Raw genomic sequence first — 23613 nt, 5'->3', positions numbered from 1 at the left:
GTCTAAGGCGTCAGGTCAAACTGTTCTTCGCAGACATGTTCGACAAGGTGATGGACGTGCGTGGCACAGATCGCCTGCGCGCGTGCCACATCCTTGGCGCTGCATGCATCAAGTAGGAGGCCGTGTTCCTCCATCGACCGGTCCAACTGGACGCCGGTGATGGTGAACAGATGCGTGCGCAGCGCCATGAGGGGGCCAATCGTCGTCTCGTACACTTTGGAAATCGAAGTGTTGTCGCTGGCCGCGATGATGGTGCGGTGAAAGGCCAGATCGCCCAGCGAATAGGATTTTGTGTCAGAGGCCGCGATGGCCGTTTCCATCTGCGCGATCCCCGCACGCAAGCCGACCAGCAAATCGCGGTGGTTCCGTTCGATGGCGAGTTTCAAACAGGCGGTTTCAAGGATGATGCGATGTTCGCACAGGTCTTTGGTGATCTGCACATCCGGTGAAAACACGAACGTCCCGCGCTTGGGCGACACCCGCACCAGCCCCTCGATCTGCAACAGCACTAGCGCCTCGCGCACGGGCGAGCGGCTGACCTGTAACTGGTCGGCCAGCTTTTGTTCTGACAGTTTGGTGCCGAGCGGAAAGGAGCCCAGAATGATCGCTTCGCGGATGCGTTCCGCGACCCGTTCGGTGACAGATTTTTGCGGCGTGATCGGGTCCATATATCTGCGGCTCGCTCGGGAATGGCTGTGATAACGGGTGAAGCTTAGCACGGGAGAAGTCAATTGACAGATAATCTAGCGTGTAACATGGTAGTTTTCATCAACACATATTTCGGACAGGATCAGTTTGGGGGGAATGATCATGGTCTCTGGATTGGTCAAGGACAGGGTGGACGATGTGGTGGAGGGCTGCGCCGCCTGCGTCGGTGCCGCGCATTTATTCGCGGGGGATTCCGACATGGCCGCCCCGTATCGCGTCGACTGGACAGGGCAGTTCGACTGCACCCCACTGGCCGTTGTGCGCCCCGCATCCACGCAGGAAGTGTCCGACATCGTGCGTCTGTGCCGTGACAGCAACGTCGCCATCGTGCCAGCGGGCGGACGCACCGGCCTGTGTGGAGGTGGCGTTGCGACCAAAGGCGCGCCCAGCATCATCCTGTCGCTTGAGCGGATGAACAAGCTGCGCGATCTGGACGTGGCAGGGCGCAGCATGACGGTCGAGGCGGGCGTGGTCCTGCAAACTGCGCAGGACAGCGCGGCGCAGCACGGGCTGGTCTTTCCGCTGACGTTCGGCGCGCAGGGCAGTGCCATGATCGGTGGCGCGCTGGCGACTAATGCGGGCGGGTCGAACGTGGTGCGATACGGCACGGCGCGCGAATTGTGCATCGGGATCGAGGCGGTGCTGCCGGACGGAACGGTGATCAACGCGCTCAGCGGGCTGCGCAAGGACAACACGGGCTATGACCTCAAGAACTTGCTGATCGGGGCGGAAGGTACGTTGGGCATCATCACGGCGGCGGTATTCAAACTGTCCCCGATGCCTGTGACCCGCTGCACGGGGTTCTTGGCGCTTGGCGCGCTGGCGGATGCGCCACGGGTGCTGCACGCCTTGCAGGACTGCACGGGCGGCGGGGTCGAGGCCTTTGAATATATGCCCGCCGCTGCCGTCGACGTGATCTGCCGCGAGATACCGAACACCCGCCGCCCCTTTGCGGCATCGGCCGAAACGGGCCTGTTGTTCGAGGTTGCTTCGACCCGCCGCGACGATGCCGAACAGGATGCAGATGGCGATACGCGGTTGCAGCAACTGGTCTTCGCCGCCTTGGAACAACTGGCGCAGGACGGCGCGATTGAGGATGCGATGATCGTGCGGTCCGAACAGCAGCGCCTTGATTTGTGGGCCATGCGCGAGTCGGTGCTTGAGGCGATCACCGCCAACGGCCCTGCCTATCACACGGATATCTCGCTGCCCCTCGGGGCGATTGCTGAGTTTGTCACGACCATGGACCCGGTGATGGCGGAACTGGGATTCCAGCCGCTGACGGTCGGGCATCTGGGCGATGGCAACCTGCACTATGCGCTCAGTGCCGCGCAAGGAAGTGACTGGAACAGCCTGCCGCTTGCCGACGCCAAGGCGCGGATTTTCGAAACACTGGTTCGGCTGAACGGGTCGTTTTCGGCGGAACACGGGATCGGGCAAAGCAAGCTTGACGTGATGGCCCGCCTGAAAGAGCGCAGCCAACTGGAGGCAATGCGCACGATCAAACGGGCACTTGACCCTAAGGGCCTGATGAACCCCGGAAAGTTTCTGCCCGAGATGGACACGTAGAACGGGGCGGCACCGACCGCGCCAGAAGGAGGAGGAGAAGACATGAAAGCACTCATCGCGAAGGGCCTCGGCCTTGCCTTTGCCGCCGGACTTGCCATGCCCGCCAGCGCCGAAACGCTGTTTGACGGCTGCCCGTCCGACCAGATCATGGCGCGCTTTGCCGAATTCGGGCGCACGGGGCAAATGCCGCCCGATCTGGGCCGTTGGCTCAGCACACCGGACGCGCAGTATATCGAACCGTGGGCGCCTTTTGATAACGTGGACTATGTGGGCATCTGTTGGGTGTCCGCGTGGCTGGTGCACACCAACGAAGGATCGGTTCTGATCGACACGCTTTATGGGCCGTTCACCAAGACGCTGCTTGATAACATCGCCAAGACGGGCACCGATCTGGCGGATATCAAATATGTGCTGATGACCCATGGCCATTTTGACCATGTGGCAGGTGCATCCGCGCTCAAGCCGCTGTTGCCGAATGCGACATTTGTGATGACCCAAGGCGGCTGGGACGAGGCGGTGGAATCTGCCGAAGCCTCGGCGGGAGGGCCGCGCGCGTGGACCATGATCGAACCGGATATGACCGTTGCCGACGGGGACGAGATCACGTTGGGCGACAACACGTTCACCGTTCTGGAAACGCCGGGGCATACTTGGGGCACCGCATCCTATGTCTATGACGTGCGCGACGGGAACGACACCTATCGCGCGATCACCATCGGCGGTCTGGGCCTCAACGCCATCGAAGGTCCGCCACAGGTCGAAGCGTTCATCGAAAGTCTCGACCGAATGCGCGCCCTGACCGAGAAAAAGGACATGGGCATCGACGTGCACCTGACCACGCACGGCTTTTCCAACGGGCTGGACGAGGACCGGCAGGCCATGGCCGCACGCGCCGAGGGGGAGCCGAACATAATGGTCGCCCCCGACGAACTTCTGGCGCAGATCGAAGGCTTGCGCGCAGGGGCGGTCGAGCGTTTGGCCATTGAAGAAAACAAATAAACAGACCACGTTCAAATAGGGAGGAACGACAATGAAACTGACAACAAAACTGAAAGGGCTCGCTGCGGCGGCCCTGATCGCACTGGGTGCGCCCGCGGCGGCTCAGGATTGGGAGCCGACCAAACCGATCACGATCCAGATCGGTTTCGGGGCAGGGGGGTCCACCGACACGATGGGCCGGATTCTGGCCGAGGTGATCAAGGAACAGACCGGCTGGAATGTCATTGTCGACAACCGCCCCGGTGGCGGCGGTGTCGCCATGTTCACCGGTCTGTCGCAGCGCCCCGCGGACAACCACACGGTTGGCATGGGCGTTGGCATTCCGGTGCTGGTGCAACTGGTGCAGCGCGGCGACGAACTGCCCTTTGACATCGACAGCTTTGACTATCTTGGCACCATCGCCAAGGCAGAGCTTGCCCTCGTGGCCAGTGCCGACGCGCCGTTCGATACGCTGGAAGAGATGATCGCCTACGCCAAGGAAGCGGGCAACATGCCGCTGGCCACGATGGCCCCGCCGCAAGTCCTGATGATGAAGGCGACCACCAAAGCGTCCGGCGTGGATTTCAACCTTGTCACCGCCGATGGCGGGGCCGAAGTTATCCGCCTCATCCTTGGCGGTCAGGTTCTGGCCGGCTTTGCGTCGGGTGAACACGCGCCCTACCTTGAATCCGGTGACATGAAGGTCATCGCCAGCGCCAACCAGGCCCGCCTGAGCTATGCGCCCGAAACGAAGACCTTCATTGAATCCGGCGTCGATGCCTATGTGGACGCGGTGTTCTTCCTCGCGATGAAGGCAGGGTCCGATCCCGCCGCCGTCAGTGCCATCGCAGCGGCGATTGACGAGGCGGTGAAATCGCCCGAAATCGCGGAAATCGTGCGCAACGCTGTGCAGGGCGATCCCATCAACATGGGGCCGGACGGTGCCAAGCAGATGATGGTTGACGGTCTGGACAACGCCAAGCGTCTGTTCGCAAACTAAGCGATAACGCCCCGTTGCCACGTGCGGCGGGGCGTTTTCATGTCGACAGGAAAGGCCCGAGCATGAGCACGACCGCAGACCGCCTGAGCGGCGCATTTTTCCTTCTGTTCGGGTTGGCGATGGTGTTCCTGATCATCCCCGAATATGTCGAGGACGCCCAAGGCGGCAACCTGTCGCCCCGAACAATGCCGGTCATTGTGGCGTGGGTCATTGCCGTGTGCGGCGCGTTGCTTGTGATCCGCCCGACAACCCATCAGGCGCCTGACGCCCGGTTCTTCGCGCTTGCCTCTGTCTATGTCGCGATCTTGGGGCTGGCGATCTATGCCATGTCCAAGGTTGGTTTTCTCTATGTCGCGCCGGTTCTGGCGCTGGTGCTGATGCTGATGATCGGGGAACGGCGTCTGCTCTGGCTGGCAGTCGGGGTTGTTGCGATGCCTGCCGCGATCTGGGTTCTTGTCACGCAACTGCTGGAACGGGGCCTGCCCGGTTAGGACATCGCTATGGTCGATTTTTCAATCATTCTGGCAGGTTTCGGGGATGTGTTCACCCCGATCAACCTGCTGTTCGTGGTGTTCGGTGTGGTCCTTGGCCAGTTTGTCGGCGCGGTGCCGGGGATCGGGCCGGTCATGGCGATGGCCATCGCCATTCCATTCACCTTCGGCCTTGATCCGCTGCCTGCCATTGCATTCCTTGTAGGGGTGAACAAGGGCGGTCTGGTGGGCGGGGCTGTGCCTGCGGTGCTGATGAATACGCCTGGCACGCCCGATGCGGCGGCGACCGCGATGGATGGCTATCCGCTGGCGCGTCAGGGCAAGCCGCTGAAGGCGACAAAGATGGCGCTTTTTGCCTCGATCACGGGGGACACGTTCAGCGATATCGTCCTGATCACGGTTGCGGCGCCGCTGGCGATCCTTGCCCTGCGGATGGGACCGGTCGAGATTGTCGCGCTGATGGTCTTTGCCTTCTCGATCATTTCGGGCCTGATGGGGGAGTCGCTTATCAAGGGCGTGATCGCGGCGGCGCTTGGGCTTATGTTCGCCTTTGTCGGGACCGACCCCGAACATTACACGCCGCGCCTGATCTTCGGCTATTGGGATTTGTTCGACGGGCTGGCACTGCCCTCGGTCGCCATCGGGATGCTTGCCATTTCCGAAATTCTGCGCCGCATGACACAGGCACGCGGTGGGGGCGGCACTGGCCTGTCGGTGCTGGACACGGGCAAACCCGAAGACCGCCGCGTGTCCTTCGCCGAATACTGGGGATGCCGCTACACCATGCTGCGCGGTGCGTCGATCGGCACGGTGCTGGGCGCCTTGCCGGGGATCGGGTCGACGGCGGCGGCGTTCATGTCCTACGCGATGACCAAGGCGTCCTCGAAAGAACCCGAGACCTTTGGCAAGGGCAACCTGCACGGCATTGCGGCCACGGAATCCGCCAACTCGGCGGTGGTGGGGGCCAACCTGATCCCGCTGCTGACCTTGGGCATTCCGGGCAGTGTGACAGCCGCGCTGATCATCAGCGCCTTCATGATCCACGGCATGCAGCCGGGGCCGTTGTTGTTCCAGACGCAGGGGCGGCTGGTCTATGGCCTGTTCGGTGCGATGATCATGGCGAATTTTGTGAACCTCTGGGTCGGGCAGGCGGGTCTGCGGCTGTGGGTCAAGGTTGTTTCCGCCCCCGAGGCGGTGATCTTTTCATCGGCTCTGTTGCTGTGCTTTGTCGGGGTGTCTATGGCGACCAACGGGCTGTTCGGGGTCATGATCATGCTGATTTTTGCGGTGTTCGGGTTGTTAATGCACAGCTTTGGCTATTCGATGGTGATCTTCATCATCGCCTTCTTTCTTGGGCCGCAATTCGAAAAGTCGCTGGCGCAGGCGATTGCGCTTCTCGACGGGAATCTCCTGAACATCTATACCAGCCCCGTGGCGGTCGCGCTGCTGGTCCTGTCCGTGGTGGCGATGTTCTGGTTCCTGTCCAAGCGGACGAATGCAGCGGCGGACACGACCAACCTTGGCGTGCCTGACGGCGAAACACTGGATCAGAAAGCCCCCTGATGGCGAAGCCCAAGAATATCCTGTTCATCATGTTCGACCAGCTGCGGTGGGACTACCTGAGCTGTTATGGCCACCCGCATCTGCACACGCCCCATATCGACAGGCTGGCCGCGCGCGGGGTACGGTTCGACCGCGCCTATATCCAGTCGCCCCTATGCGGCCCGTCGCGCATGTCGACCTATACGGGGCGTTATGTGCACAGCCATGGCGCGTCGTGGAACAACGTGCCGCTGAAGGTGGGCGAGCGGACGATGGGCGACCACCTGCGCGCCTTGGGCATGGAATGTTGGCTGGTGGGCAAGACCCATATGAAGGCCGACGCCGAAGGCATGGCGCGGCTGGGGCTGGAGCCGGATTCAGTCATCGGCGCGCGCGTGTCCGAATGCGGCTTTGACGTGTTTGAACGCGACGACGGCATGCGCCCCGAAGGGCCCGACGGGTTCTATGACGATGGCGGGGCACTCAAATACAACGACTACCTGCGCGGCAAGGGCTACGAGGGCGACAACCCGTGGCACGACCATGCCAATTCGGCCAATGACGGGGCGGGCAATGTGCTGTCGGGCTGGTTCATGCAGAACAGTGACAAGCCCGCGAACATCCACGAGGAAGACAGCGAGACACCCTATCTGACCCGTCGCGGGATGGAGTTCATCGAAAGCCGTGGCGACGCGCCGTGGTGCTGCCACCTGTCCTATATCAAGCCGCATTGGCCTTATATCGTCCCAAGCCCCTATCACGACATGTTCGGTAGTGACCAGTTCCTGCCGCCCGTGCGGACCGAGGAAGAGCGTGCCACGACCCACGCCGTGTTCGGCGGTATGATGAACGCGCCCGTGGGGCAGGCGTTCTCGCAGGACCGTGTGCGCGACAAGGTGCTGGGGGCCTATATGGGCCTGATCAAGCAGTGCGATGACCAGATGGGCGTGTTGTTTGACTGGCTCGAACAGACGGGCCGGATGGCGGACACCCTGATCGTCGTAACCTCGGATCATGGCGATTACCTTGGCGATCACTGGCTGGGGGAAAAGACGTTCTGTCACGACACCTCGGTGCGGGTACCGATGATCGTTTACGATCCGTCGGAGGAGGCGGATGCGACCCGTGGGACCACCTCGGATGCGCTGGTGCAGTTGATCGACCTTGCCCCGACTTTCGTCGAGGTGGCGGGCGGCGATGCGCATGCGCTTGACCACGTGCTTGAGGGGCAGTCGCTGCTGCCACTGCTGCACGGGCAGGACCAGTCGCGCGGCTTTGCGTTCTGCGAATACGATTTCTCGATGACGCCCCTGTCGAAAAAGCTGGATCTGGACACGGCGGAGGCGCGGTTGTTCATGGTGGCCGACGACCGCTACAAGCTGATCGAATTCGGGGGCGGCATCAGGCCCATGCTGTTTGACTTGCAAGACGACCCTGACGAGTTGGTAGATCTGGGTGAAAGCGCGGCCCATGCCGAGGTGATCGCGCATCTGTCCGGCGTTCTGGACACATGGGCGCGCAGGCCCGCGCAGCGTACGACGATCACCAACGATGCCCTGCGCCAGACCCGCAGCCAGCGCAGCACCAAGGGCGTGATCCTTGGCGCCTATGACGAGAACGACGCCGATGCGGACCTGACCGAGAAATACCGCAACCGACGGGCCAAGCCGATTGTCTAAGGGCGCGAGGCGCGTGCGCTAGGGGCGGCGCATGAACCCGTCAAAGAACTGCGCCAGCCCCGCGAAATCCTCTAGCGGCTGGACTTTGGCGATGAACTGGTCCGGTCGCACGATCACCAGTGCACCGCGTGCGCGATCAATCCCGCGCAACTCAAAGATATCGGGGCCGTGCGTCAGGTCGGGGCAGAACACTTTTTCATAGTCGATCAGCCCATAGCGCCCCTTGCGCGGCAACAGCAGCGAGGGCAGGGCGTCAAGCGGCAGGTCGCGGTGGCTGGTCTGGAACACGGCGCGCAGATCGAACACGCTATCCGCATCTGCGCCTTTGCGTGTGTATTTCACCACGGGGCTGTCCGGATGCCGTTCAAGGAACGCGCACAGGCCCGCAACCGCGCCCCCGCCTTGGCCCGTGTCCTGCGCACCGGCAAAGGCAAACAGACGCCAGCGGCCATCGGCCTTGATCGTATGGCCCAATTGCATGCGCTTTGCATCGCCCAGCCGGATAACAGGGGCTGAATGGAACCGCATGCCGGTCCTCAGACCTCGGGCGAGGTGGGCATGCTCATCCGCCGCCGTGATAAGGGACGGGTCATAGCGCGTTTCGACCCCAGCGGTGTAGCGCCCGTGTTTCTTGAAATAGCGTTGGAATTGCGCCGCCTCTTCGGTGCTTTCGGGTTTGGCACTGAACAGGCGCGCCATATCGCGGTCGAAATCAATCAACTCCTTTGCCTTGGCGCGGCGTTCCTGCGAATAGGTGTGCAACAGGGTGGGCGTTGCCTGTCCCCGCAGAACCGCCGCCAGCTTCCAGCCGAGGTTGAACGTATCGGCCATCGACACATTCATGCCTTGGCCCGCCTTGGGGCTATGGGTGTGGCAGGCGTCACCGGCGATGAACACATGCGGCGTGCGGCTGTCACGCTCGGCCTCGGGCACATCGTCGAAGGCGTCGCAGACACGTTGCCCGATTTCGTAGGCGGACCACCACGCCACCTCTTTCACCTCAAGTTTAAAGGGGGCGAGGATATCGCGGGCCTTGGCGATCAGCATGTCGGAGGTGACACCGCGATCCGCCGCCCGTTCGTCGCCCCGCAGCGCGTCGAGTTCGATATACATACGCACCAGATAGCCCCCCTCGCGCGGAATGATCAGCAGGCTGCCGTGGTCTGCGGACTGGATCGCCGCCTTGAGGCGGATATCGGGAAAGTCGGTGACGGCAAGCACATCCATCACGCCCCAAAGCTGGCGCGCCGAGTCGCCCTTGAGGCTGTGGCCCATGGCGGTCCGCACCGCACTGCGCGCCCCGTCGCACCCCACCACATAGCGGGCGCGGATGATTTCGGTGCGCGCGCCGTCTTCGGCACAGGCAAAAGTGGCCGTCACGGGATAGTCGCCCCCCAGATCGGTGCGCAGGTCGATCAGGGTGCGACCATAATCCGGTTCCAGACAGCGCGGCGACCGGCGCATGATATCGAGGTAGAAGTCGTGCACTCGCGCTTGGCTCAGGATCAGGTGCGGCATTTCGGACAGGTCGTCTTCGACATCCTGAATGCGGTCGGCGCGGTGCAGGCCGTGGCCGTCGGGCTGGGGGCGCCAAAAGGCCACCTCGTTCACCCAATAGGCTTCTTGCATCACCTGCTCGGCAAAGCCGAACGCCTCGAACATCTCGACCGAGCGGCAGGCGATGCCGTCCGCCTGACCCATTTCGAGGGGGCCGGATTTGCGTTCGACAATGCGGGTGGAGATATCGGGAAAGGCCGACAGTTGCGCCGCCAGCGTCAGCCCCGCAGGGCCGCAGCCGACGATCAGCACGTCGACTTTGTCGCCGTTCCGAGGCAGGGGGGCGGCGGCATTTGCCACGCGGGGATCGCCGGTGGAAAAGCCGTTTAGGTGGTATTGCATATCCGTCGCCCCATTTGGTAGGTGCGCTTACTATATGCTGGACAGTGGGCTGCCCTGTCAATATCGTAAGTGTGCATACTATCTGGGGCGCGATATGGATAAACTCGACCTGTTCGACCTGCCTGGCCACCTGATCCGGCGACTACAACAGCACAGCACAGCCGTGTTTCAGGACGGGATGAAGGCGCACGGGTTTGATCTCACATCGGTGCAGTTCGCCGCCCTGAACACGATGGCGGCCGAGGCCGACCTTGACCAAGCCACGGTGGCGCGGCGCATCGCCTATGACCGCGCCACCATCGGCGGGGTGATCAAGCGGCTCGAGCAGAAGGGGCTTGTGACGCGCACGGCTGATGATCAGGATCGCCGCGCCTTCAGGCTGAACCTGACACAGAAGGGACGGGACCAACTAGCGGCGCTGCGCCCTGTGGTGGTCGCCTTGCAGGGCGATATCCTGTCAGAACTGTCGGAGAGCGAGAAAGCGACTCTGTTGGCGTTGATGACAAAGGCGCTCCGCCCCGAGGGGTAGAGCGCCAAGTTGCGCACCGATCCTGTGACGGGGCCGGTGCGTCGGGGTAAACTCAGGCGGCGCTGCGCAGTCCCAGAATCTCGCGCGCCTGCTGCCATGTGGCGACGGGGCGCTCGTATTTCTCGCACAGGTCCGCGGCACGCTGCACCAGAGCGGCGTTGGACGGGGCCAGTGTGTCGCGGTCAAGGCGCACGTTGTCCTCGAGCCCCGTGCGGGTGTGACCGCCCTTGGAAATGGCCCATTCGTTGATCGTCAACTGCGCAGGGCCGATGCCTGCGGCACACCACTGCGCATCCGGCGCAAGGCGCTTCAGCGTCTCGATATAAAAGTCAAAGATCGGCTCGTCCGCGGGCATCGCGTTCTTCACCCCCATCACGAACTGCACATAAAGCGGCCCCTTGAGGCGACCGTCTGCCGCCATGCGGGTGGCCTGCACGATATGACCCAGATCGAAGGCTTCGATTTCGGGTTTTACGTCATATTCTAGCATTTCCGAGGCCAGCCAGTCGACCAGATCGGGGCTGTTTTCATAGACGCGGGTGGGAAAGTTGTTCGACCCGACCGACAGGGACGCCATGTCGGGGCGCAGGGGCAGCATGCCACCACGCGCACGCCCCGCGCCGGACCGTCCGCCGGTCGACAGCTGTACGATCATACCGGGGCAGTGCTTTTCCAGCCCTTCCTTCAGCGCGGCAAAGCGGTCGGGATCCGAGGTCGGCTTGCCGTCGTCGTCGCGCACATGGCAGTGGGCAATGCTGGCCCCCGCCTCGAAAGCGGCTTGGGTGCTTTCGATCTGTTCGGTGACGGTGATAGGCACCGCGGGGTTGTTTTCTTTGGTCGGCAGCGACCCTGTGATCGCGACGCAGATGATGCATGGATTGGTCATATAACCTCAGATGTCAAAGAAGATGGTCTCTTGCGGACCTTGCAGATGGATGTCGAAACGGTACGTGCCGTCGCCGGTTTTCTTGGCCAGCAGGGTGGGCACGCGGTTCTGGTGTTCGATCCGCGACAGGATCGGGTCGGCGGCGTTCGCCTCTTCCTCGTCCTCGAAATAGATGCGGGTGTGCAGGCCGATGTTGATGCCACGCGCCACGACCCACGCCGTAATATGGGGCGCTTGCATCCGCCCATCGGGCCACGGCACCGCACCGGGTTTCACGGTGTCAAAGCGGAATTCGCCGGTTTCCATATCTCCGGGGGAGCGGCCCCAACCGGTAAAGTTCGGATCGGCCGTGCCGCGCGTTTCATTGGCAGACGGGAACAGGCCCGCCGCATCGGGTTGCCAGATTTCGATCATCGCATCGCGCAGCGGCGTCCCGGTGCCATCGAAAACGGTGCCGGTGATCGTGATCTCTTGTCCCTGAACGGGGCCGGTTTTCATCGCGGTGCCAAGGTCGCCGCCATAGATGTCGATGCCGGTGAAGTTCGGCGTGCAGCCGATATGCACATAGGGGCCTGCGGTCTGGCTTGGGCTTTCGCGCAAATAGTCGAGTTTCTGTACCATGATTACATCCCGTCCTTGCGGTTCTCGAAATAGGTCTGGCGTCGCCCACGCAGGACGATGTCGAACTTGAAGGCGCGGCTGTCCATCGGCACGGTGCGGTTCATGTCCAGCGGGGCGGTCAGCGCATCAATCGCCTCTTGCGACTTCAGCACGCCGACAATGGGGCACAGCGGGATATGCGGGTCGCCCTCGAAATACATCTGGGTGATCAGGCGTTGGGCAAAGCCATGGCCGAAGATCGAAAAGTGGATATGCGCCGGACGCCAGTCGTTCATCCCGTTGGGCCACGGATAGGGACCAGGCTGGATGGTGCGGAATTCGTAAGATCCGTCCTCGGCCGTGATCGTGCGCCCGCAGCCGCCAAAGTTCGGGTCAAGCGCGGCCTGATAGCTTTCTTTCTTGTGACGATAGCGCCCGCCGGCATTGGCCTGCCAGAACTCGACCAGCGCATTGGGCACGCCGCGCCCCATCTCGTCCAGCACGCGGCCGTGCACGATGATGCGGGGGCCAATCGCGCTTTCACCGGGCTTGGCGTAGTTCAGGATCAGATCGTTATCCAACTCGCCCAGAATGTTGTGGCCGAACACCGGTGCGGTTTCTTCGGACAGGGTGGTGGGAAAGGACAGTAAAGCGGCCTGCGGACTGCGCTTGACGCTGGTCTTGTACCACGGGGTCAGCGCGTCGGGATGCCAGTCGCGGTCGCGGGGCACAAAGCCGCCCGTGGGGGCCGGTTTGTTGATCAGGGTCATATCTCTACTCCCAGTTCCTTATAGGTTTGTTTGGCCAGCTTGATCGCGTGGTTGGCGGCTGGCACCCCAGCATAAACCGCCACATGCATAAAGGCCTGAAGCACATCCTGCGGCGCAGCACCTGTGTTCTGTGTGGCGCGGATATGCATCGGAATTTCTTCGAAGTTGCCGGTGGCGGCCAGCAACGCCAGCGTTAGCATCGACCGTTCGCGCCGCGTGATCGTGTCGTCCGACCACAAGGTGCCCCACGCGCCTTCGGTGATCATGGTCTGGAAGGGCGCGTCGAAATCGACCTTGTTCGCCTCGGCCTTGTCCACATGCGCATCGCCCAGCACCTGCCGCCGCGTTTGCATGCCGGTATCATATCTGTTTGTCATCTCACGCTCCATCAGTAGGGCAGCCCTACATAGTTTTCTGCCATGGCCTTTTGCGCCGCTGCGTTGCTGCGCAGGAATTCAAGTTCCGCGATCTGCATCTTGAGGTCGAATTCCGACTGGTCGGGATAGCGGTGCATCAGCGACGAGAACCACCAGCTGAACCGTTCGGCCTTCCAGACCCGCGCCAGCGCCTTGGCGGAATAGCTGTCGATGCCATCGGTGCTGTTGTTTTCATAAAAGTCGCGCAACCCGTTATAAAGGTAATGCACATCCGAGGCGGCAGTGTTCAGCCCCTTGGCTCCCGTGGGCGGCACAATATGGGCCGCGTCCCCGCACAGGAACAACCGCCCCCACCGCATCGGTTCGGTCACAAAGGACCGCAACGGGGCGATGGATTTCTCGATGCTCGGGCCGGTCACCAGCTTATCCACATGATCGGACGGAATGCGGCGTTTGAGTTCTTCCCAGAACGCGGCATCGGTCCAGTTGTCGGGGCTGTCGGACAGGGAACACTGGATGTAATAGCGGCTCAGCTTTTCATTGCGCATCGAACAAAGCGCAAAGCCGCGGGCCGAGTTGGCATAGATCAACTCGTGATTCAGGGGGGGCGTTTCGCTCAGGATGCCAAGCCAGCCGAAGGGATAGATTTTCTCGTATTCGCGCCGCACGTCCAACGGGATCGTCTGGCGGCTGACCCCGTGGAACCCGTCACAGCCCGCGACGAAATCGCAGTCGATATGGCGCGGTTCGCCGTTAACGCTGTAGCTGACGCGGGGGGCGTCGGTGTCGGCCCCCGTGATCACCACGTTATCCACGTTGAATTCGATCAGCCCGCCGGATTGTTCGCGCGCGGTATACAAGTCCCGCGTCACTTCGGTCTGGCCATAGACCATGACGCTGTGGCCAGTATGTTCGGCAAAGTCGATGCGGAACGCCTCGTCCCCGTAAGAGATCAGCGTGCCGTCGTGGACAAAGCCCTCTTTCTTCATACGGTCCGCGACGCCAGCCTCGTCCATCAGATCGACAAGGCCCCGTTCAAGCACACCTGCACGGATACGGCCCAGCACATAGTCTTTGGTTTTGCGTTCCAGAACAACGCTTTGGATGCCGCGTGTGTGCAAAAGCTGGGACAAAAGCAGGCCGGAAGGGCCGCCGCCAATGATGGCTACTTGGGTTTTCATGGTGCCTCCCCGTTTCACACATGATGGGTCTTGAGGGGCATTCTGATGTATTTAATTCGAAAGTAAATTGATATATAGGCGCGTTTAGTTACGCATATTGGAAAGTATATGGACCGCAGGATCAAGTTCCGCCATCTGGAGGCTTTTGTGGCCATCGCCCGTGCCAAACGGATGAAGCTGGCGGCAGAGCAGTTGAACCTGACGCAGCCCGCGATTTCGAAAACCCTGCGCGATCTGGAAGATATCCTTGGCGTGACGCTGATGGCGCGGGACAGGGCAGGGGTGCGCCTGACGCCCGAGGGGCAGGTGTTTCTGCAATATGCCGAACAAAGCAGCGCGGCCCTGCAACAGGGTATCAACAGTATCGCGAGCCTTAGTGCGGCGGGGGGCGCGGTGCTGAAGATCGGGGCGCTGCCCAGTGTTGCGGCGCAGGTGTTGCCCAAAGCGGTCGAACGGTTCCGCGCCGTGTCTCCGAACACGATCCTGCACATTGACGAAGGCGCGCATGGCTTTCTGACGGACCGGCTGCGCGGTGGCGACATTGATCTGGTGATCGGGCGTCTGGGGGCGGCGGATACGATGCGGGGCCTGTCTTTTACCGCGCTTTATACCGAACGGGTGGTAGCAGTGGTCGCCCCCGACCATCCCAGACGCCGCGCCACACGGCTTGAGCAGATCGCCGACGATCTGATTATCTATCCGCCCGAAGCCTCGGCCATCCGGCCGCTGGTGGCGCGGCTGATGCTGTCGCGCGGTCTGGCCCTGTTCGGCGACCGGATCGAATGTGTGTCCGGCGCATTCGGGCGGGCGATGACGCTGGGCCCGTTACAGCCGGTCTGGTTCATCTCGCGCGGGGTGGTGGCGGATGATCTTGACGCGGGGCGCCTTGTTGCGCTGGACATCGATATGGGCCCGACCGAAGGCGCGGTGGGCATCATGGCGCGTTCCGAAGAAACCCCGTCCCCTCGCGTCGGCCTGTTCCGCGCGGCCCTGTCCGACGTCGCCAAGGCGTTCGAGGGGTAGCCACGCGCAAGGCCGCGCCTGATCATCAAACGGCCTCTATCCCGCGTACGGTGGGGGCGCTGCACAGCTTCGAATTTTACGCAGATTTGACCAGCGCATTGCCCCGATTATGGCAAAGCCGTGCATGAAAAAGCACCTAAGACACCTCTAACCCGCCGCATTTCCACCTGATTTTAACCCGATGGTCTCAGAAAACCTCGGTCAACATTGTTGTTGTCCTTCGAAGAAAGAATCCGGTCCCGCGAATGTATGGGGTTGCAGCACACCAAGACGCCCTAGTCGGCGCTGCGCCACAAACCCTGACATTTCACGGACCAACAGGCTTGGATACGGGGCCCAGCTGCCAGCACCGCCCGTCCATCCTGACGACACTAAAGGCGCGTAAAATGACAGTTCTGAATGCTTCCTCTGCTGGGGCTACATCTTTGTTTCTGGGCGGCAACGCTTTTGACACGCGCCGCGTTGCGTCGGGAGAATTTACATCGACACGGCTGAGTGTCCTGACGGGGGCACGCTAAGATGGCGACCACATTCGACGTTCTTTACCTTGGCAACGCTGTCGACCTTGATCAGGACGAAGCGGGCACCAATTCCGGCAATGCGGCTGCGCTTAACGGTCTGACATATGGCGATGCCGGTCAGCCGCTGTCGTCTAATGTGCGGTCGTGGGCACCAGGGTCGACTGGTGCGGCAGCAGGGTCAAGCAGCAGCGACTATGACGCCAATAACGGAACGGTCTCTGACACGTTCACCATTGATGGCGGCCCCGACCTGATCGTTGATGCGGTCGTTATCTACAATGCGACGGTCACCTATATGGACGGGACGACCGACACATTGCGGATCAATGTGATTCAGGATTCGAACGGCGATCTCTACCTTCTTCCGCAGGAAACCTTCGACGCCGATCAGGCCAAGCTTGAGGCCGGTCCGATCCGGTCCCTGACAATCGACAGCGTACACGACCAAACGAGCACCATGTCGCCGGACCGGTACGACGCCAACTTTGCCGAGTTCACCGCAGGGGTCGATTCTACCGACGGCATTGACGGCACGAACAGCGGCGAGGAGATGGGCGTCGGCTTTACCGACGAGGATGGCGACCAGATCACCAATTCCGCCGATGTCATCCACGGCAATGGCGGCGATGATACGATCTATGCGGGCGGCGGTAGTGACGCGATTTACGGCGGGTCGGGCAGCGACGTCATTTATGGCGATGCGGGTGACACTGCCACTGCCAGCGGTGCTGCGGCCCCAGTGGGGCCGGGATCGACCGGTGCGGGTATTGACCGTGTAGGGGGCGTTGTTTCGGATGGGGAATGGGATTTCTCGACCGACGCGTTCTACCTCGGCAACGATATTCCTTCGATGGAAGGCGCCGCGCGCACCTATCTGGACAACACCACATTCTCGCAGGATGGCGCGACAACAGACCGCTCGGTCTCGCTGACCGAGATTGATTTCACCGGCGCGCAAAAGAACGTCTACGGCTATGTCACCGTGCAGCGTTCGGCCGTCAGCGGTGCAAATGACACGATGCAGGCACTGGATGACCCTGCACCGCTGGACATCCAGACCATCAACCCGACCTACGTCACCTTCATCATGAATGACGGGACCGTCTTCACTGACATCCAGATGACCTTGGTGCGCAGTTCGGACGGCGATACATTCTTGATCCCGACCGATACGACCGGCACCGGCAAGTTCCGCGAAACCGTCTATAACAACGACAGCGGGATCGAGAGTTTCGAGATCCAGTTTTCCTCGGGCGACAACAACGGCTTTTCGCCGGTATCAGGGGATTGGGCCGATGGCATGTTCCCACCGCCAGAAGGGGGCGATGACACGATCCACGGCGGCGACGGCGACGACACGATCTATGGCGAAACCGGACACGACAGCATCGACGGTGGTGATGGCGATGACGTCATCGACGGCGGCGAGGGGGCAGACAGCCTTTTCGGTGGTGCCGGTGATGACAGATTTATCTTTGATGACATCGACAGCGCGTTGTCCGCGCGGGTCGGCGGCAGCTATGACGACTTCGATGGGCATGTCGAGGCGCTGAACACCTACACGACCGGTTATCAGTCGCCGCCAAAGATTGTGACGCTTGCCGATGGCAAGACGATGTACATCTGGATCAACGATGCGGTCACGGATGGCAGCACCAATGCCGAAATCCAGACACGTCTGTACAATGCCGACGGAAGCCCTGCCACCGACCAGATCAGCCTGAACGCGCTTGCCGCCGTCGACGGTTATGACGGGTTCGATTGGGACAGTCTGGACGTCGACATGCTGCCCGATGGCAATGTTGTTATTTCCTATGTCATCAGCGGTGGCGATGCGGGTTCTGGCGCTGAACGGCCTGTTTTCGCGATTGTGGAGCCGACAGATACCGGTGTGAACATCGTGCAAGGCACGACCACCATCCCAGAGATTGACGGATCGACCTACCAGTCGCCACCGGTCACCACGGTGCTGGACAATGGCGACATCATGTTCGTGTGGTCGGAAAACGCGACCGGCGACGCCACCAATATGGACCTGTTCGGGCGCATCTATGACCCCGACGCCGGTACATTCACCAGCCAGTTCCCTGTGGGCGACGTTTCCGTTGACGGCACCAATACCGCTGACGTTCCCAATATGGAGATCGTCCAGCTAGAAAACGGCAATGTTGTCGTCACCTATGTGCGCAACGCCGGAGAGGTTGGCGGCAACGAACCCGTCTTCACGATTCTGGATTCGGCGGGCAACACGGTCGTGCCAGTCACGGAATTTCAGGCCACCGACACCACAACCTATGAATCCCCCGCCCAGATCGTCGCCATGGACGATGGCAACTTTATGGGGATCTGGATCAACAACGGATATTCCGACGACACCAACACAATGCAGTTGGAAGGCCGGATTTTCGACGCCAACGGCACGCCGCTGACAGGTGACATCGACCTGACCGGCGACGGCTATTCCGTGGATGGCTGGAACAGCTACGACATCCCGAACTTCACGATTGATACGCTCGACAGTACCCATATCGTCGTGTCCTACGTCAACGGCACGGTCAACAGCGGGACCGGTGCTGCGGATGATCCGCACTTTACGATTCTGGATATCTCGGACCCCACAAATCCGGTCATCACCGCGCAAGACGTGCCAATCGCGGTCAGCCCCGATCACGCCTATACCGGACCAGCCCTGATCGAACCGCTGGGCGACAGCGGCTATTTCGTTGCGGTTTACGGGGACGGCAACGCGGCCTCTGGCGGCGCGTATGGCCTGAACTATCGCGTGTTCGACGTTAACGGTAACCCGCTGACCGGCGACATGCAACTGACGGCCAATGACGGCTCTGCCGACACGGTTTCCGGCCTCGACAACTTTGACTGGGCCAATGTCGACGTCGAATACAACGCCATCGAAGGCGACTTTACCGTCACATGGGTTGGGACATCCGACGGCAGCAACACCGGCATCTACACGTCGGGACCGATTGATGTCAGCACCCTGACCGGCGATGGCCTTGGACAGGAATATGTCGTTGGCGGCGAAGCTGGCGAGACCGAGGGCGACTTGCTGGACCTTGGGGCGGTCACGGACGGTCTGGACGTCACTTTCGACACGACCGAATCCGGTACGGTTGTCGAAGACCCCTTTGGCCAGGAACTGCATTTCCGCGAAATTGAACGGCTTATCACCGGCTCGGGTGATGACACAATCGACGGCTCTTTGGCGACCGGTGATCTGGACATTGAGGCCGGAGACGGCAGCGACATCGTCACAGGCGGCCAAGGCAACGATCTGTTGTCGGGCGGGGCAGGGAACGACACGATTGCGGGTGGCGCGGGCGATGACACGCTGATCGGCGGCGCGGGCGCCGATGCGCTTGACGGTGGCGACGGTCTGGACGTCGCCGATTACAGCGCCTCCGACGCAGGGGTGAACGTCAACCTCGAAACCTCGACATTCTCGGGCGGTCACGCGCAGGGGGACAGCGGTTCCAATCTGGAAAACATCATCGGGTCGGGTTTCAACGACACGCTGGTCGGGATGGACGAACCGGGTTTCGGGCAGGACAATGTCATCGACGGCGGTGCCGGTGATGACTTTATCTCCGGTCTAGTCGGCGACGACACCCTGTTGGGCGGGACGGGCGACGACACGATTGATGGCGGCGCGGGCGCGGATATCCTGACCGGCGGCGACGGCGCGGATGTGTTCATCGTCGATGGCTCCGCCGACACTATCACCGATTTCGATACCTCCACGGGCATTGATGGTGGTGTCAGCGACGACAATGATTTTGTCGACCTCACGGGTTTTTACAACGACGACAACCTTGCAGCGTGGAACGCGGCCAACCCTGCCCAGACCTACAAGACTCCGTTGCAGTGGATGCGCGCGGATCAGGCTGACGGGTCTTTGGGTGAGGCGGGCAATCTGAGGATCGAACGCGCCGGTTCGCCTGTCGATCCGTTCGAGTTGAATGCCGAAAATACCGGCGTTGTCTGTTTTGCAGGCGGCACGCTGATCCGTGTGCCGGGTGGCGACGTGCCGGTCGAGATGCTGCGCCGTGGTGATCTGGTGCAGACCCGCGACAACGGGGTGAAACCGATTTTGTGGATCGGGCGCAGAACGCTGAGCGAGGCGGAACTTGCCGCCGCGCCAAACCTACGCCCCGTGCGTCTTGCCGCAGGGCATTTCGGTCTGGCGCGTGATCTGGTGGTGTCGCCCCAGCACGGTGTTCTGCTGCGCGATCCGAACTGCGGTAATTCCGACATCCTGTGGCGTGCGCGCCATCTGTCCAAGATGGAGGGCGGTGCGGCGCGCATCATGCAGGGCTGCAAACAGGTGACCTACTACCACATCCTGTTTGACCAGCACGAACTGGTGTTCTCAAATGGCATCCCGAGCGAAAGCTTTTACCCCGGGCCGATGGCCTATCAGGCGCTGAGTTCCGGCGCGCAGACCGAACTGATCACCCTGTTCCCTGATCTGGCCCACTGGCCTGCGGAAGAAGCGTTCGGACCATCGGCCCGCGCATATTCGCGCAACAAGATTCTGCCGAAACACCTGAGCGCACTCCAGTCGGCGCAATAACAGGACGGGCAAGGCGGCCTGCAGCCGCGCTGCGTCATGGGTTTCGTGGACGGAGAGTAGGTCGGCCCCCGCCTCATTAGGCAGGCGGACCGACACAGTTCAGCTATTGCTGACTTTCATCTGCTTCTGGCTTGGGGGCCGCACGTCTTCGGCCGCAGGTGTGGGCAGGTCGAAATAGTCGAACGTGCCGGAATAACCATTGCCGCCCATCCGCCCCAAGGCGTCGAGTTTCTCGTGATCGGAATAGAACGTGTCGGGGTCAATGATGTCTTCGCGGATATGCGCGCGCACGATCCGGCCAAGGATGATCTCGCGGGCGGAACTGACCGCAATGCCCAAGTAGCGTTCGCATTCAAAGGCAACCGGCGCTTCGGCGATGCGCGGGCAGGCCACAAGGTCACCGGGGGCGGCGGTCAGTCCGGCCATCTCCAATTCGTCGACTTCCGGCGGGAAAGCTGCGGCTGTCACTGCCATCGGTTCGACATTGGCGCGGTCGACGATGTTGACGGTAAAGCACTCGGTCATCCGTATGTTATAGGCCGTGTCCTTGAAACTGCGGTCCGGCTTGTTCTCGACCCCGAGGGCCAGGATCGGCGGATCGGCGGACAGACAGTTGAAAAAGGAATAGGGCGCGGCATTGACCACCCCGTCGGGCGAGATTGTGGTGACCCATGCAATCGGGCGGGGCACGATGGTGCCGATCATCACTTTGTACGCCTCGCGGGCGGAAAGATCGGCGAAATCGAAGGCGTGATAGCCGTTGTGCAGGGTCATTGGGCCAGTTCCTTGCCGTAATGTGAAAGAATGGATTGGATACTATCGGGCTGGGCGGCAAGCTCGGCGCGCTCGGCTACGGCGCCGAGGTGATGTTCCATGATCTCGATGGCGCGTTCGGCATTACCGGCGCGGATCGCTTCGATGATCTGCAGATGTTCATCTACAGCGCAGTCCGAGGAATGGCTGCGCGCATAAAGCGACATGATCAGCGAACAGCGCAGCACGACCTCGGCGACATAGCGGGTGAGGACCGGATTGCCGGTCAGTTCGGCCAGCAGCACATGGAATTCACCGGCGAGGCGAATCGATACCGGTCCGTCCTTGCCTTTCACCGCCTCTTCCTGACGCACATGCGCTTCAAGACGGTCATAGCCACTGCCCGGCATGCGCGCACAAAGCAGGCGAATCACGTCATTTTCCAAGCAACGTCGCACCTCGAACACATGCTGGGCCTCGTCGCGGCTGGGCTCGGCGACAAAGGCGCCGCGGTTGCGGCGCGTGACCACCAGCCCCTCGTGTTCAAGGCGTACAAGTGCGTGGCGTACGATGGTGCGAGAGACGCCAAATTGCTCTCCCACAGTGTCCTCGGGCAGCCGCATACCCGGTTTCAGCGCCTGTTCGATGATCGCCTTGCGCAGCAAATCATGCACCGCGTCAGTCAGCGTCGTTTTGTTCTCACTCATGGTCCGCTCTGCCTATCAAATTTGCACAATCACTATCGCATACAGTTCGATACGTCAATTGGATACAATTTTCTTGCGTTATGGGATTCGCTGTGCAATCCAAAATACATCGTATCCAATTTCTACCGACCGCCAGAGACAATCCACCGAGAAAAGGGACAAACACATGAAACTTCGACATCTCCTGCTTGCCACTGCGGCAGTTGCCTCTTTGTCAGGCGCAGCGCAGGCCGAGAACGTGCTGAAATGGGGCGCCAACCGCGATATCGGGTCGCTTGACCCGTATTCCTTCGGCGACAGCTTCACCATCAACGTGCTCAACCACGTCTATGAAGGGCTGGTGCGCTATAACAAGGATCTCAAGATCGAGCCCGCGCTGGCCGAAAGCTGGGAAATCCTTGATGACAAGATCACTTGGCGCTTCAAGCTGCGCGAGGGTGTGGCCTTCCACAACGGCAACCCCTTTACGGCTGAGGATGTCGTTGCTTCGCTGACCCGTGTCAGCCACGAAACATCGCCCCTGAAAGGCAACCTGCCTGCTTATGTCAGCTCAAAAGTCGTCGATGACCTCACGGTCGATATCACGCTGAACGGCACCTATCCGCTGCTGCTGAACGACCTGACGAACATCCATATTTTCGACGCTGAATGGATGACCGAAAATGACGCGCTGCTGCCGACCGATGTGGGCGCGGGCACCGAAGGTTATGCCACCTATAACGCGAACGGCACCGGCCCGTTCATCGTCGAAAGCCGTCAGCCCGACGCCAAGACCGTGTTTGTTGTGAACGCCGACTGGTGGGATGAACCCCAGCACAACCTTGACCGCATCGAACTGACGCCGGTGAACTCTGCCGCGACACGGGTGGCGGCGCTGCTTTCGGGCGAGATCAGCTTTACCAATGACGCGCCTGTTCAGGATTTGCCGCGCCTTGCCGCTGCGCCGAATGTCGAGGTGCTGGAAGGTGTCGACCTGCGCACCGTGATGATCGGCTTTCCCTTCCGTGACACGCTGACCACCGGCGAGGCGAACCCGTTCAAGGAAAAGGCCGTGCGCGAGGCGCTGTACAAGGCGATCGACCTCGACCTGATCCATCAGAAAGTGATGCGCGGCAAGTCCCGCACGGCGGGTGCCACCATTGCCCCTCCGATCCCCGGCTATACCGAGGCGCTGGATACGGTTCCCGGTTATGACCCTGAGGCGTCCAAGGCCCTGCTGGCCGAGGCCGGTGTGCCCGAAGGGCTGGAGTTCGAGTTCAACTGCCTTAGCGACGGGTTGGTGAACGAAGAACAGTTCTGTCAGGCCATCGCATCCATGTGGAGCCGTATCGGCCTGTCCCCCAAGCTGGACGTGGCACCCCGCGCGGTGCAATCGCCCAAGCGGACCAATGCCAAGACCGACGTGTACACGCTGGGCTGGGCCACGCTGCCGCTGCTCGACAGCTATTCGCCTCTGCTGCAAATCTTCCACTCCAAGGATGGCAATGCGGGCGTCTTTAACTGGGGCGGCTGGTCCTATCCCGAACTGGACGCGCTGATTGACGCGGCAGGCAGTGAACTTGACCTCGACGCGCGGCTGTCGCTGCAAACCGAGGCGCTGCAAATGGTCAAGGACGAGATGATCATGATCCCGCTGCACCAGCAGCCCATGGCATGGGCCGTGACCGAGGATGTGGCCGAGATGCCGCTGTTCCCCGACGCCAAGCCGCGCCTGTGGTTTGCGCAAATGGGCTCCGGCTCCTGACGCTTTGCCGGGCTGACCGCATCGTGGTCGGCCCGGCATTCCTGATCGCCGCAACATCGGATTGG

The 23613-nt window shown here is 61.4% G+C and carries 19 protein-coding genes; 10 read left to right on the top strand and 9 right to left on the bottom strand.

Translation table 11 applies throughout. From position 1 onward, the window contains the following. Nucleotides 1-2: 2 nt before the first annotated feature. On the bottom strand, nucleotides 3-668 hold the full coding sequence (locus AC6GQJ_RS05325) for a GntR family transcriptional regulator (protein WP_500772494.1): 666 nt from the start codon (nucleotides 666-668) through the stop codon (nucleotides 3-5). Between the two features lie 136 nt (nucleotides 669-804). On the opposite strand from AC6GQJ_RS05325, the gene AC6GQJ_RS05320 reads away from it, so the two are divergent. From AC6GQJ_RS05320 to AC6GQJ_RS05295, 6 genes are all read left to right on the top strand, one after another. Further along, the gene (locus tag AC6GQJ_RS05320; protein ID WP_500772492.1) at nucleotides 805-2277 is read left to right on the top strand and encodes an FAD-binding oxidoreductase; all 1473 of its coding nucleotides are present in this window, start codon (nucleotides 805-807) and stop codon (nucleotides 2275-2277) included. Nucleotides 2278-2319: 42 nt separating this feature from the next. Then, complete coding sequence (locus AC6GQJ_RS05315; RefSeq protein ID WP_500772490.1) at nucleotides 2320-3276, top strand: MBL fold metallo-hydrolase; 957 nt, start codon at nucleotides 2320-2322, stop codon at nucleotides 3274-3276. A 31-nt stretch (nucleotides 3277-3307) separates the two neighbouring features. Further along, nucleotides 3308-4255, top strand: coding sequence for a tripartite tricarboxylate transporter substrate binding protein (locus AC6GQJ_RS05310; protein ID WP_500772488.1), 948 nt, complete (start codon nucleotides 3308-3310; stop codon nucleotides 4253-4255). A gap of 62 nt (nucleotides 4256-4317) precedes the next feature. Next, the gene (locus tag AC6GQJ_RS05305) at nucleotides 4318-4746 is read left to right on the top strand and encodes a tripartite tricarboxylate transporter TctB family protein (protein WP_500772486.1); all 429 of its coding nucleotides are present in this window, start codon (nucleotides 4318-4320) and stop codon (nucleotides 4744-4746) included. Nucleotides 4747-4755: 9 nt separating this feature from the next. Further along, the gene (locus AC6GQJ_RS05300; protein ID WP_500772484.1) at nucleotides 4756-6309 is read left to right on the top strand and encodes a tripartite tricarboxylate transporter permease; all 1554 of its coding nucleotides are present in this window, start codon (nucleotides 4756-4758) and stop codon (nucleotides 6307-6309) included. Next, nucleotides 6309-7967, top strand: a complete 1659-nt coding sequence (locus tag AC6GQJ_RS05295; protein ID WP_500772482.1) for a sulfatase-like hydrolase/transferase — start codon at nucleotides 6309-6311, stop codon at nucleotides 7965-7967. Before AC6GQJ_RS05300 ends, AC6GQJ_RS05295 begins: the two co-directional genes overlap by 1 nt. Nucleotides 7968-7985: 18 nt before the next feature. Here AC6GQJ_RS05295 and AC6GQJ_RS05290 read toward each other — a convergent pair whose 3' ends face one another. Beyond that, complete coding sequence (locus AC6GQJ_RS05290) at nucleotides 7986-9866, bottom strand: FAD-binding monooxygenase (RefSeq protein WP_500772480.1); 1881 nt, start codon at nucleotides 9864-9866, stop codon at nucleotides 7986-7988. Nucleotides 9867-9960: 94 nt separating this feature from the next. Between AC6GQJ_RS05290 and AC6GQJ_RS05285 the strand changes: the two genes are divergently transcribed. Continuing rightward, the gene (locus AC6GQJ_RS05285; RefSeq protein ID WP_500772478.1) at nucleotides 9961-10395 is read left to right on the top strand and encodes a MarR family winged helix-turn-helix transcriptional regulator; all 435 of its coding nucleotides are present in this window, start codon (nucleotides 9961-9963) and stop codon (nucleotides 10393-10395) included. A 52-nt stretch (nucleotides 10396-10447) separates the two neighbouring features. Here AC6GQJ_RS05285 and AC6GQJ_RS05280 read toward each other — a convergent pair whose 3' ends face one another. The 5 genes from AC6GQJ_RS05280 to pobA are packed head-to-tail and all read right to left on the bottom strand — an operon-like array spanning nucleotide 10448 to nucleotide 14209. Continuing rightward, nucleotides 10448-11281, bottom strand: coding sequence for a 3-oxoadipate:acetyl-CoA acetyltransferase (locus AC6GQJ_RS05280; RefSeq protein ID WP_500772476.1), 834 nt, complete (start codon nucleotides 11279-11281; stop codon nucleotides 10448-10450). A gap of 6 nt (nucleotides 11282-11287) precedes the next feature. Next, entirely contained in the window at nucleotides 11288-11902 is a 615-nt protein-coding gene (gene pcaG / locus AC6GQJ_RS05275; protein WP_500772474.1) for a protocatechuate 3,4-dioxygenase subunit alpha, read from the bottom strand. Nucleotides 11903-11904: 2 nt separating this feature from the next. Next, on the bottom strand, nucleotides 11905-12651 hold the full coding sequence (pcaH, locus tag AC6GQJ_RS05270; RefSeq protein ID WP_500772472.1) for a protocatechuate 3,4-dioxygenase subunit beta: 747 nt from the start codon (nucleotides 12649-12651) through the stop codon (nucleotides 11905-11907). Continuing rightward, nucleotides 12648-13028, bottom strand: coding sequence for a 4-carboxymuconolactone decarboxylase (gene pcaC / locus AC6GQJ_RS05265; RefSeq protein ID WP_500772470.1), 381 nt, complete (start codon nucleotides 13026-13028; stop codon nucleotides 12648-12650). Before pcaC ends, pcaH begins: the two co-directional genes overlap by 4 nt. Nucleotides 13029-13039: 11 nt before the next feature. Next, on the bottom strand, nucleotides 13040-14209 hold the full coding sequence (gene pobA, locus AC6GQJ_RS05260; RefSeq protein WP_500772468.1) for a 4-hydroxybenzoate 3-monooxygenase: 1170 nt from the start codon (nucleotides 14207-14209) through the stop codon (nucleotides 13040-13042). A gap of 108 nt (nucleotides 14210-14317) precedes the next feature. Between pobA and pcaQ the strand changes: the two genes are divergently transcribed. Further along, on the top strand, nucleotides 14318-15232 hold the full coding sequence (gene pcaQ, locus AC6GQJ_RS05255; RefSeq protein ID WP_500772466.1) for a pca operon transcription factor PcaQ: 915 nt from the start codon (nucleotides 14318-14320) through the stop codon (nucleotides 15230-15232). A gap of 519 nt (nucleotides 15233-15751) precedes the next feature. Beyond that, the gene (locus tag AC6GQJ_RS05250) at nucleotides 15752-20344 is read left to right on the top strand and encodes a Hint domain-containing protein (protein WP_500772464.1); all 4593 of its coding nucleotides are present in this window, start codon (nucleotides 15752-15754) and stop codon (nucleotides 20342-20344) included. Between the two features lie 99 nt (nucleotides 20345-20443). Here AC6GQJ_RS05250 and AC6GQJ_RS05245 read toward each other — a convergent pair whose 3' ends face one another. Further along, nucleotides 20444-21118, bottom strand: a complete 675-nt coding sequence (locus AC6GQJ_RS05245) for a flavin reductase family protein (RefSeq protein ID WP_500772462.1) — start codon at nucleotides 21116-21118, stop codon at nucleotides 20444-20446. Continuing rightward, nucleotides 21115-21804 carry a GntR family transcriptional regulator gene (locus AC6GQJ_RS05240; RefSeq protein WP_500772461.1) on the bottom strand — a complete coding sequence of 230 codons (690 nt, stop codon included), beginning with the start codon at nucleotides 21802-21804 and terminating at the stop codon, nucleotides 21115-21117. Before AC6GQJ_RS05240 ends, AC6GQJ_RS05245 begins: the two co-directional genes overlap by 4 nt. A 166-nt stretch (nucleotides 21805-21970) precedes the next feature. On the opposite strand from AC6GQJ_RS05240, the gene AC6GQJ_RS05235 reads away from it, so the two are divergent. Then, the gene (locus tag AC6GQJ_RS05235) at nucleotides 21971-23548 is read left to right on the top strand and encodes an ABC transporter substrate-binding protein (protein WP_500772460.1); all 1578 of its coding nucleotides are present in this window, start codon (nucleotides 21971-21973) and stop codon (nucleotides 23546-23548) included. Nucleotides 23549-23613: the final 65 nt, after the last annotated feature.

It is taken from the genome of Tateyamaria sp. 7Alg 36 (genome assembly GCF_059882455.1).
Note: the sequence above shows the minus strand (reverse complement) of the source record. Positions and strands in the feature narration are given on the sequence as shown.